The organism is Pedobacter jeongneungensis (assembly GCF_000633455.1).
GTDB lineage: Bacteria > Bacteroidota > Bacteroidia > Sphingobacteriales > Sphingobacteriaceae > Pedobacter > Pedobacter jeongneungensis_A.
This window is the reverse complement of the sequence record NZ_AYMG01000039.1, coordinates 1-12,269: the sequence shown is the minus strand read 5'-3', so window position 1 is coordinate 12,269 and position 12,269 is coordinate 1. Positions and strand designations below refer to the sequence as shown.

Below are 12,269 nucleotides of genomic sequence, written 5' to 3'. Positions count from 1 at the left end.
GATGCATGTTAAAATTATTCAGGTACTTTTTTTTATTTATTTCGCTGTTATCCAGTCATTTATTGTTTGCGCAGCAATCGGTTCGTTTAAATAACAATTGGGAGTTTTTAAAACAGGATTTGGGTGGAATCTGGGAAGCCGTTCGCCCTGTTGGTGTGGGCAACCCGGAAGCGGTACCCCTTTGGCAGAAAGTAAGTTTGCCGCATTGTGTAAATGCAGAAGATGCCGTTGATCCTGATATAAACTATTATCAGGGGCCAGCCTGGTACCGTACGCAGCTTAGCATCGAAAATTCTTACCAGGGTGGAAGAACCATTTTGCATTTCGAAGGTGCCGGACAAAAAACTGAAGTTTACGTATACACCACCAAGGTAGGTACACATGTAGGCGGTTACGATGAATGGACGGTTGATATTACCGATGCCGTAGCTGCTTTCAAAAAAACGGATGTCTATCAAAAACAGTTTAAAGGTAAAGTTCCGGTTTCGGTAAGGACCGATAACTCAAGAGATCTCGAAATGATCCCTTCCGATCTTTCAGATTTTAATATTTACGGAGGTATTTACCGTTACCTCAATTTGGTTTATACACCTTCGCTCTCAGTTGATAAGCTATTTGCCAAAGCCGAATTAGATGCGCAGGGTAAAATGGGTAAATTAAGCGTTAAAACACGTTTATATAATCCTTCGAACATTAACGAAGCCGTTATTCAGTTAAAATTGGTTGATGCTGCAGGTAAAACTGTTGCTAAAACAGAGAAAAGATTTAATAATTTAACCGGTGATATCGATTTATGGTCGCTGGAAGTAAAGAAACCTAAATTATGGTCAACAGATAAGCCTGTTCAATATACTTTGCAGTATGAAGTAATTGCCTCGACAGGAAATTACAAAGGAGAAGAAAAAATTGGTTTCCGTAATATCGAATTTGTAGAAAAAGGACCTTTTAACCTCAACGGAAAACGTTTATTGCTACGGGGTACACATCGCCACGAAGACCATGCAGGTGTAGCAGCGGCTATGACTGAAGGTATGATCCGCCAGGAAATGCAGATGATGAAAGATATGGGTGTTAATTTTATCCGTTTGGGCCATTATCAGCAATCTCGTATTGTTTTAAACCTTTGCGATAGTTTGGGTATTTTGGTATGGGAAGAAATTCCATGGTGCCGTGGTGGTTTAGGTGGTGATATTTACAAACAACAGGCCAAAAGAATGCTAACCAATATGGTAGAGCAGCATTATAACCATCCTGCTATTATCATTTGGGGCATGGGCAACGAAAACGATTGGCCCGGCGATTTCCCTGAATTTGATAAGGAAAAAATCAGGGCTTTCATGAAAGAACTGAATGATCTTTCGCACCAGCTCGATAAATCGCGTTACACTGCCATCCGCCGTTGCGATTTCTGTAGCGATATTGTAGATGTGTATTCGCCCTCCATCTGGGCGGGTTGGTATCGTGGTGCCTACACCGATTATAAAAAAGCGTCAGAAGATGAGTTTGCCAAGGTTAAACGCTTTTTACATGTGGAATGGGGAGGAGACAGTCATGCACTACGCCATTCCGAAAACCCTGATAAAGCTTTAAGTAAAATCAAAACAGGTGGCAGTGCCGATGAAAGGGCAGGTGATGCCTCATTGTATGGTGGTGCCGCAAGAATTTCGAAAGATGGCGACTGGAGTGAGTCATACATCACCAATTTAATCGACTGGCACTTAAAAGAACAGGAAACCATGCCCTGGTTAAGTGGAACAGCATATTGGCCTTTTAAAGATTTTTCCACCCCGGTTCGTCCTGATAACCCGGTGCCTTACATGAACCAGAAAGGCGTGGTAGAACGCGATTTTACCAAAAAGGAAGCTTATTACGTTTTCCAATCATACTGGACCGAAAAACCGATGGCCCATATTTACGGACATACCTGGCCAATACGTTGGGGCGACGAAGGCGAAGAGAAAATGGTTAAAGTATACTCGAACTGTACAGAAGCAGAAATTTTCCTAAACGGTAAAAGTTTCGGTACCAAAAAACGCAACAGTCAGGATTACCCTGCGGCTGGCCTGCGCTGGAACCTTCCTTTTGTAAAAGGCGAAAACACCGTTAAAGTAATCGCTAAAAAAGGAAAAGAAACCGTAACCGACGAAATTAAATTTACTTACCAGACCGAAAAATGGACCAGGCCTGCTAAATTGGAACTGAAGAAAATTGATCAGCAGGATGATGTGGCCACCGTTGAAGTAAAGCTTTTTGATGATAAAGGTATACAATGTTTAGATGCCATTAACTGGATAACTTTTGGTTTAACTGGTGATGGTAAATTGATTGATAATCAGGGAACTTCATCTGGTTCTCGAAAAGTACAGGCTTACAATGGCAGAGCAATTATCAAAGTAAAATTAAATAAGGGGCAAAGCGCAGTATCAGTGAGTGCTGATGGTTTGAAAACAGTTTTTACAACATTATAACATCTAGACCGAATATATAACCAATGAAAAAAATCATCTCCTGTGCACTATTAGTGCTGCTCTGTTTTACAGGGATAGCCTTTGCATCCCTCAAATCCGATCCGAAAGGAACCGGTTTAAAAAAGCAGGCGGAAGCGCTGCTAAAAAAACAGATTTTGGCCGAAGCTGCCTGGGCCATGCAACAAAAACCGATCACTGTTACCGCTTCATCTTCGCCAAGAAGCGCGGGTGGAAAACACGATTTCTTCTCAGAAGCAGATTACTTCTGGCCCGATCCGCAAAACCCTGACGGGCCTTACATCAATAGAGATGGATTAACCAATCCCGATAACTTTTTAGATCACCGTAAAGCGATGGTGCGTTTCAGTAAGATTATCGGTGCTTTAGCTTCTGCCTATAAAATTACCGGCGATGAAAAATATGTTAAAGAAGCAGTTAAACATTTTCAAGCCTGGTTTATCAATTCAGAAACACTGATGAACCCCAACCTGCTTTTTGCACAGGCGGTAAAAGGAAAGTTTACTGGTCGTAACTATGGCATTATCGATACGATTCACCTGATGGAAGTAGCCCAGGGTGCTTTTGTGATGCAAAAAGCCAAAGCTTTCGATCCTAATACTGCAAAAGGCGTTAAAAAATGGTTCGCCGATTATACTTTATGGTTAAATACCAGTAAACCAGGTATTCAGGAGAAAACCGTTAAAAATAACCATGCAACATGCTGGGCCATGCAGGTGGCTTCGTTTGCCAAACTTTGTGGCGACGAAAATATGCTCGATTCTCTGCGTACCACTTATAAAACCATCCTGCTACCAAATCAAATGGGCGCTGAGGGCAGTTTCCCTTTGGAAATGGCAAGAACCAAACCTTATGGTTATTCGATCTTTAACCTCGATGCGATGACAATGCTCTGCCAGATTTTATCTACCCCAAAAGATAACCTTTGGAACTTTGAAACTGCAGATGGCAAATCAATCAAAAAAGGAATTAATTATTTGTATCCGTTTATTGCTGATAAAAGCAAATGGACTTTACAGCCCGATGTAATGTACTGGGACAACTGGCCGGTTGCACAGCCTTTTTTATTGTTTGGTGCAGTAGAATATCAGCAGGCAAACTGGTACCAAACCTGGGCAAAATTAGACCACAAACCACAAGTAGAAGAAGTTATTAGAAATTTACCTATCCGTAACCCATTAATCTGGTTATAACATGAACATAAAACTAACCATAACGGCATTAAGCATGTTGTCTTTCAGTGTTGTAAAAGCACAGCAAGTAAATGTAGCAAAGGCCTTTGCATCGGCCGCCAAACAAACTGATGTATTGATCAAAAATGTAGATTCGGCCAGAAAAATTAAACCAAATCTGGTTTCTCCGCGTACGGTGGAAAACGGCCAGTTTAAAATGGTGATCTCCAAAGATTGGACCAGTGGATTCTTCCCGGCAGAACTCTGGTATTTCTATCAATATACGAAAGATAAAAAATGGCTGGAGCTGGCGAAAAAATATACAGAAGACATCAAAAAGGAACAATTTAACAAAGGAACACACGATCTGGGATTCATGATCTATTGCCCGTTCGGTAATGGGTACCGTTTAACCAACGATCCGGCTTATAAAGCGGTAATTATCCAGGCGGCAAAATCATTGTCTACCAGGTTTAATGCAACTGCAGGCGTAATCAAATCGTGGGACCATAACGGTGATAAATGGAAATATCCGGTAATTATCGACAATATGATGAACCTAGAATTGTTATTTGAAGCCACAAAACTAACCGGTGATTCATCTTTTTATAAAATTGCGGTAAAACATGCCAATACAACCATGAAAAACCATTTCAGACCTGATTTTAGCTCTTATCATGTGATCGATTATGATACTTTGACTGGTAATGTACGTCAGAAAGTGACTGCACAGGGTTATGCGAACGAATCAGCCTGGGCACGCGGACAGGCCTGGGCCTTATATGGTTATACCATGTGTTACCGCGAAACCAAAAATAAAGCATATTTAGCTCAGGCTGATGGTGTTGCCGGTTTTATTTTAAACAGTAAAATAACCCCAGCTGATGGTATTCCGTATTGGGATTATAACGATCCTAAAATTCCGGATGTTTCCCGTGATGCCTCTGCCGCTTCCATTACTGCCTCTGCACTTTACGAATTGGCAAAATACAGCACCGCTAACAGTAAAAAATATAAAGCAGCTGCCGATAAAATTTTATATTCTTTAAGTACAAAATACACAAGTAAATTAGGTGCAAATTATGGTTTTATCTTAGAGCATAGCACTGGGCACCGTCCGGCTAAATCGGAGATTGACGTGCCAATCAATTATGCAGATTATTATTACCTGGAAGCTTTGTTGAGAAGCAAAAAATAAAAATTTCAGATCGCGAACGCCGTATTTCCTTAATTGATAAAAGGTTATGCAGGAGGATCTAAAAACAGGTAAAATTTGATCTGTTAAATTTGAAATTTTATGGCGCAAATGATTGATTTATTCGGAAATTGGGCCGCTGTTAATAGCAAAACGCCACTTAGGTGACGAAATTAAATAAATACATTGTAATGAAACAAAATCTGAGTATCCTATTGGTTCTGGCAACTGCATTTACTGCAGCTGCACAGAACAAAAAAGCGGCTAAACCCGTACAAGCCTATACCATTGCCAATAAAAAAGTAACGGTTTACACTACCGCAGAAAAATCAGACTATCGCATCAGCAAAACCGAAACCTTAAATTTCGTTGAGAATAAACAACCTTTTGAAACAGAGCCTTGTATTTTTGTAGATCCGACCATTAAATATCAAACTTTGGTGGGTATAGGTGGTGCTTTAACCGATGCTTCTGCCGAGACCTTTGCAAAACTTTCTAAAAAGAACCAGCAGGAACTTTTAACTGCTTACTACAGTCCCGATAAAGGTATTGGTTACACTTTAGCCCGTACCAATATTGCAAGCTGCGATTTCTCGAGCGGAAGTTACACCTATGTTCAGGATAACGATAAAGACCTTAAAACATTTAGCGTAGCGCACGATCAGGAATTTAAAATTCCTTTGATCAAACAGGCCATTGCCGCTTCAGGTGGAAAACTGCCTTTGTTTGTGAGCCCTTGGTCGCCACCGGCATGGATGAAAGATAATAACAGCTTGGTTCAGGGCGGTCATTTATTGCCTGCCTTCCGTCAGAGCTGGGCAAATCACTATGTGAAATTTATCAAAACTTACGAGGCCATGGGTATTCCGATCTGGGGTTTAACCGTGCAGAACGAACCTATGGCGAAGCAAAAATGGGAATCTTGCGTTTTTACTGCTGAAGAAGAGCGAGATTTTATCAAAAATTTCTTAGGCCCAACTTTACAGAAATCAGGCCTGGCCTCCAAAAAACTGATTGCCTGGGATCATAACCGCGATCAGATTTTCCAGAGGGCAAGCACCATCTTAAATGATAAAGATGCAGCCAAATATGTTTGGGGTATTGGTTTCCACTGGTACGAAACATGGACCGGTAGCGGTATGCAGTTTGGTAACGTAAAACAAACACACGAAGCTTATCCGGATAAAGCCCTGATCTTTACCGAAGGTTGTAAAGAAAAATACGATGTAAATAAATTAGACGACTGGACTTTGGGCGAGCGTTATGGTGATTCAATGATCAACGATTTTAACGCCGGAACAGCAGCCTGGACTGATTGGAACATTCTTTTAGATGAAAAAGGCGGACCAAACCACGTAGGCAATTTCTGTTTTGCCCCGGTACATGCCGATACCAAAAACGATAAACTGGTTTATACCAATGCTTATTACTACATGGGCCATTTCTCAAAATTCATCCGTCCGGGTGCAAAGAGGATTGGTGCTGCATCTAGTCGCGATAAACTGCAATCAACAGCCTTCTTAAATACCGATGGCAAATTGGTGGTAGTGGTGATGAATCAATCAGACGATAAATTAAAATATAGTTTATGGATTAAGGGTGAGGCTGCAACAACAACCAGTTTGCCACACTCTATAACCACATTAGTAGTAGAATAACCCAAAAAGAAACTAAACAAAATGATAAAAGAAATAGAGGGCCTGTTTTCGCTAAAAGATAAAGTTGTAGTAGTAACCGGTGCTACAGGTGTTTTAGGTGAGGCTTTTGTAAATGGATTATGTGCCGCTGGTGCTGTAATCGTTGTGATAGGAAGAAATGAAGAGGCTGCAAAGCAAAGGGTTGCTGATGTAACCAATGCGGGCGGAAAAGCCATTTATATTATTGCTGATGTATTGGATGAGCAGAATCTGCTTACTGCCAACGAAACCATTATCAAAGAATTTGGCCGTATAGATGCCCTGGTGAACGCAGCAGGTGGAAATGTGGCTGAAGCCGTTATCCAGCCTGGAAGTGACATTTTTGACCTTAATATTCCAGCCCTGAAACAGGCATTTGACCTCAATTTATTTGGAACTATTTTGCCTACGCAGATTTTTGGTAAAGAAATCGCGAAAAATGGAGGAAGTATCGTGAATATTTCATCGGTTTCGGCTAACCAGGCCATTACCCGCGTATTGGGTTATTCATTGGCTAAAACTTCAATAGATTGTTATACCAAATGGATGTCGGTAGAGCTGGCAAACCGCTATCAGGATAAAATCAGGATCAACTCAATTGTTCCAGGCTTTTTTATCACCAACCAAAACAGGGCTTTGCTCACCAATGCAGATGGTAGCTTAACCGCAAGAGGGCAGGCCATTATTTATAAAACACCATTTAAACGTTTCGGCGCTCCTGAAGAGTTAATCGGTGCATTGGTATATTTGCTAAGCGATGCCTCTAAATTTGTAAACGGCGAAAATATTAAAGTAGATGGTGGATTTACTGCATTTTCCGGGGTATAACCAGAAATTACTTTGTGCAACTCAATCAGTGTAATCATATAAATCAGTGTAATCATATTTATGAAGAAGTTAGAACAAACCTGGCGTTGGTATGGGCCAAACGATCCGGTGAGCCTACAAGATGTTAAACAGGCCGGTGCTACAGGTATTGTAACCGCTTTGCACCATATTCCGCATGGCGAAGTTTGGCCTTTGGAAGATATTAAACAAAGAAAAGCCATTATTGAGGCATCAGGATTAACCTGGTCTGTTGTGGAGAGTGTGCCTGTACACGAGGCAATTAAAACACGTAGGGCAGATGTTGATCAATATATCGAGAATTATAAAACCTCTTTGCGTAACCTGTCGGCCTGTGGAATTAAGATTGTATGCTATAATTTTATGCCGGTACTCGACTGGACACGTACGCAACTGGATCTCGAAATGACAGACGGATCAAAAGCCCTTTATTTTAACTGGATTGATCTGGCCATTTTTGATATCTATATTCTTAAAAGGGAAGGTGCAGAAGCTGATTATGCTGAATCGATTTTACAAAGAGCAAAAGATAAACATGCTACTTTATCTGAGCAGGATCTGGTTGATCTGCGTATCAATGTGCTGATGGGCATCCCGAACGAAAAAGAAATCGAACTGGAAACCTTACGTGCCAGTATTAACGAATACAAAGCCATTGGTACACAGGGCCTGAAAGAAAACTTAAAGTATTTTCTGTCTTCAATTGCTGAAGTATGTACTGAAGAAGGCATTAAAATGACCATCCACCCTGATGATCCTCCTTATGCCATTTTGGGTTTACCCCGAATTGCAAGTACTCTGGAAGATTTCAACTACATTATTAAAGAAGTAGACCAGGCTTTTAACGGCATTTGTTTCTGTACGGGTTCACTTGGTGCAGGTATGGACAATAATGCCTTAGAGATCTTTAATGCAGTTAAAGAGCGCGTTTATTTTGCACACTTACGTAATGTAAAAAAAGATGAAGATGGCAGTTTCTACGAAGCTGATCATTTGGGTGGCGACGTAAATATGTACGAAATCATGAAAGCCTTGACTGAAGAGAACGCTTTACGCGATAAATCGATTCCATTCCGTCCAGATCATGGTCATCAGATGCTTGATGATTTGGCGAAAGTAACTAATCCGGGTTATTCGGCCATTGGCAGGTTACGCGGTTTAGCCGAATTAAGAGGTTTAGAAATCGGAGTAACTGGTAATTACTAAACACAGTTCCTGGAGGAACATATTTGCGTTCCTTCCCCACTCGTTTTGTCACCCTGAGCGTAGTCGAAGGACACCACAGATGCGCACAGATAAACACAATTGTTTATTTGTGCGTATCTTTTTTTGCCACGGATTCACAGAAACACGGAGAATTTATCTCATGTCTCATTACAAGTCTAAGTTTCTCTGGTTCTCTTTGTGCCTTGTCTTAGTGATCTCTGTAGTTAAATCCAAGCTACATAACTCCAATCGTATTGTCATCCTGAGCGTAGTCGAAGGATCGTAGTGTCGTCATTCTGAACTTGTTTCAGGATCTTTCTAGCGTAAATTTACCACAGATGCGCACAGATAAACACAGCTGTTTACTTGTGCACATTTTTTAGCCACAGATTCACAGAAATACGGGAAATCTAATTGCAATTCCTCCCTCATTTTGTTGTTCTAAGCGTAGTCGAAGGTTTTTTCTCTACTTAAATTCTACTACAACATTCCATTTTAAACCGTTTAAGCCATAATTTTAACCTACCTTTGATTTATGGCTTAAAATTTGAGCCCTCTTGAAATTATGGAAAATAGCAATTATCCCCAAAAGAAGATCTTAACGCCTTCTGTTATACACGATGATTTACCAGAGGTTAAAAAGCCTGAACATTTAAGGAAAGCACCGTTAGAACATGACAATGCATTGCCAGAAAATCCTGAAAGAAATTATCACCATGATGAGTTAAAAAGTACAACTGCCAGTCATGATGAAATCAGCCATGCCGATGATGATATCTGGAACGGCGAAGACGCTTAAGCTAAATTTATGCGTTTTTTGTGCCTAATTGATACTTAAAAGTGAAGAATGGGAGTCGAAATATCATTTTTTTTATGAATTATTTTCCGTAAAACTAATTTTAATTGCTTCGTTCTTAAATACTTATTTGAAATGCCAAAAGCAGCCTCTAAATAGTTTAAAATATATTTTTACATATTAAATAGAACTTCTATATTTGCAGCTCATTAAAAAATGAGCCTCGGTAGCTCAGCTGGATAGAGCGTCGGTTTTCTAAACCGAGGGTCAGGGGTTCGAGTCCCTTCCGGGGTACATTTAAAGGTCTTTAGTTATGCTAAAGGCCTTTTTTTATTTGGTCTATCCCAATTTGTTCCACATTGAGCGTATTTGTTTAGTTAGCAACAAATCAAAATGTTTGAATTTATAATCCAAACGCTCACATTATGCCCTTATCAGCAAAACGATAATAACGATTTCCACTTATAAAATGATTTCAGATATTAACATCAGGCAACTTTTTACAGTCTGTCAATAATGGTTTTATTATCCTGATTTTTATTTTGGTGAAGGAAATTTAACGGTTCAAACCATTAACGCAATTTTGCGTAATGCTTAATAGGCCAATCAAATGCTGCCTGACTGTTTACAATTACAAAAGATATTTAAAACGCATCAGGATCAGAAGAATAAAATATTTGGTCATTTTTTATTCATAGACAAAAATGCCTTACCCACCGAGCGTTTGTGCCTATTCGGCTATTCTTCATTTCTGTGGAAAGATACTTTCTTTAGTTTTGACTTACCCTATGTATCAACGATAAATAACTGATATTATTTTATACATCTTAAATCATTTTAAAATAGTGATTGCGAATTTATTAAATAGAAATATCAGATGTGAATGAAGAGAAACTGGATTAAAAATGAAATGGAATAACAACCGCTGTGTTATGAAATTCATCGACTTTCCTGTGATGTTATCATAAGGTTTTAGAAATAAGCAGCTTACTTGAATAGAAAACCTATTACCATTTATAATACGCTTTTATACCATAACTAACTTACCAAATCGATATGAAAAAGAGACAACTACTCTTGGTATTTATCATTTTAATCACTGGATTTACGCTAAAATCCTATGGTCAGGCTCCTCAACAATTCAATTATCAGGGAGCGGCAAGGAATTCAAATGGAACGCCGTTAGCGAACAAAAATATATCATTAAGAATTAGTATCCTAAACGGATCATCAGATGGTACGGTACAATATTCGGAAGTTCGAAATGTAATCACTAATGCACTCGGTTTGTATAACATCGCTATTGGAAGCCCAGGTGCTACGAGCGTTACAGGGACTATTGCCGGGGTAACCTGGCAAAATGGCTCTAAATATATAAAGGTAGAGGTAGATCCTAATAATGGGATTAACTTTAATTTAGCAGGAACAGCGCAATTGTTAAGTGTTCCTTATGCCATGTATGCCGGAAATGGAGGTAGTTCGGCCCCCGAAACAGTTACGGTTTTAAAAGATAATGGAGACGGAACCTACACTTACACCAGTGAGGATAAAACAGTTACCGTTGTTAATGTGCCTGCAAGTGTAAAAAGCAACATCCAAAATATTCTGGCAGATAATGCGGTAAAGGCAGCATTTACGCAACTGATCAATCAAAGTGGCGGCAACGTAAATTACGATGCAACCAATAAAACTTTTACTTATAAAGACGCCCAGGGCAATACGCAAAATATTGATTTAAGTCAGGTTACAGGAGCGCAAACCATAACTACGCTTACAAAAAATCCAACCACTTCAGTTTACACCTATACCAATGAAGCAGGTACAAAAGTAGACATTGATGTAGTGGGCGATGTAAAGAATAATTTTCAGGATATAGCTAATAATCCGAATGTTAAAAATGTACTTCAACAAGTTGCCGGCAATGCAACCTCAGTTGTAAAATATGACGCAACAACCAACCAATTTACTTATACAGATGCTACTGGCAAAAGCCAAACATTATCTGTTCCTGTGAGTGCTATTACTGGTTCCGATGTTTCGGCCGCGAGCAATAAAATCAAACTGACCAATAATGCCGGGGCAGCGCTAAAAGCGATGACCATTGATGTAGATGAGAGCAAACTGGATCTGTCCAATTTAGGAGGGAAATTAAATACTACGCAATTAGCCTCGGGAGCGAATAACCAAGTACTGGTAACGGATCCTACCGGCAAAGTGGCGTGGGTAGATAAAACAGCGCTTTCAGCCACTGTAATTGATGGAACTACATTGGAAGGGTCTGGAACAACTGCTGATCCTTTCAAGGTAAAAGATCTTGGTATTGTAACCGCTAAACTGGCCGATAACGCTGTTACCAGTGCAAAACTAGCCGACGGTAGTGTAATCGCTTCGAAATTATCTGCTGGTGTGGGTACTGCGGGTCGTGTTGCCCAGGCCGATGCCACAGGTGCGGTTAGCTATGGGGCATTACCTGCAGGTGCTGTAACAGGTAAGAACCTTACTTCTAGTGATTTGGATATTACCGGAGGAACAGGTGCTACACTTACTGATGTTAGTGCAACGATAAAAAATAACGCTATAACCACAGCAAAGATCGCTGCTGGTGTAAACAACCAGGTACTGGTTACCGATGCTACCGGTAAAGTGGCCTGGGTTGATAAAACTGCCCTTGCTGCTTCTGTAGCTGATTTAACTACCATAGAAGGTACTGGTACCACAGCCGATCCTTTCAAGGTAAAAGACCTGGGCATTGTAGAAGCCAAACTGGCGAACGATGCGGTTACCACTTTAAAAATAAAAGATGCCAATGTAACGACTACCAAGATCGCTGCTGGTACAAACAACCAGGTACTGGTTACCGATGCTACCGGTAAAGTGGCCTGGGTTGATAAA

7 protein-coding genes, 1 tRNA gene and 1 pseudogene are annotated in these 12,269 nt (G+C 40.2%); all 9 read left to right on the top strand.

Features of this window, described 5'->3' with window-relative positions; genetic code table 11:
- The first annotated feature begins 5 nt into the window (after positions 1-5).
- Positions 6-2,468, top strand: coding sequence for a glycoside hydrolase family 2 TIM barrel-domain containing protein (locus U859_RS0128575; protein WP_025146631.1), 2,463 nt, complete (start codon positions 6-8; stop codon positions 2,466-2,468).
- Between the two features lie 23 nt (positions 2,469-2,491).
- Positions 2,492-3,679 (top strand): alginate lyase family protein, encoded by a 1,188-nt coding sequence (locus tag U859_RS0128570; RefSeq protein ID WP_025146630.1) that lies wholly within the window; start codon positions 2,492-2,494, stop codon positions 3,677-3,679.
- 1 nt (position 3,680) lies between these two features.
- The gene (locus U859_RS0128565; RefSeq protein ID WP_025146629.1) at positions 3,681-4,856 is read left to right on the top strand and encodes a glycoside hydrolase family 88 protein; all 1,176 of its coding nucleotides are present in this window, start codon (positions 3,681-3,683) and stop codon (positions 4,854-4,856) included.
- 188 nt (positions 4,857-5,044) lie between these two features.
- Positions 5,045-6,511, top strand: coding sequence for a glycoside hydrolase family 30 protein (locus tag U859_RS0128560; protein WP_025146628.1), 1,467 nt, complete (start codon positions 5,045-5,047; stop codon positions 6,509-6,511).
- Positions 6,512-6,532: 21 nt separating this feature from the next.
- Positions 6,533-7,357, top strand: a complete 825-nt coding sequence (locus U859_RS0128555) for an SDR family oxidoreductase (protein ID WP_029986263.1) — start codon at positions 6,533-6,535, stop codon at positions 7,355-7,357.
- 60 nt (positions 7,358-7,417) lie between these two features.
- Positions 7,418-8,581 carry a mannonate dehydratase gene (uxuA, locus tag U859_RS0128550; protein WP_025146626.1) on the top strand — a complete coding sequence of 388 codons (1,164 nt, stop codon included), beginning with the start codon at positions 7,418-7,420 and terminating at the stop codon, positions 8,579-8,581.
- 565 nt (positions 8,582-9,146) lie between these two features.
- Positions 9,147-9,380 (top strand): hypothetical protein, encoded by a 234-nt coding sequence (locus U859_RS0128545; RefSeq protein ID WP_025146625.1) that lies wholly within the window; start codon positions 9,147-9,149, stop codon positions 9,378-9,380.
- Positions 9,381-9,597: 217 nt separating this feature from the next.
- Positions 9,598-9,671, top strand: a tRNA-Arg gene (locus U859_RS0128540).
- 762 nt (positions 9,672-10,433) lie between these two features.
- Positions 10,434-12,269, top strand: a pseudogene (locus tag U859_RS31420) (hypothetical protein); the annotation flags it as partial.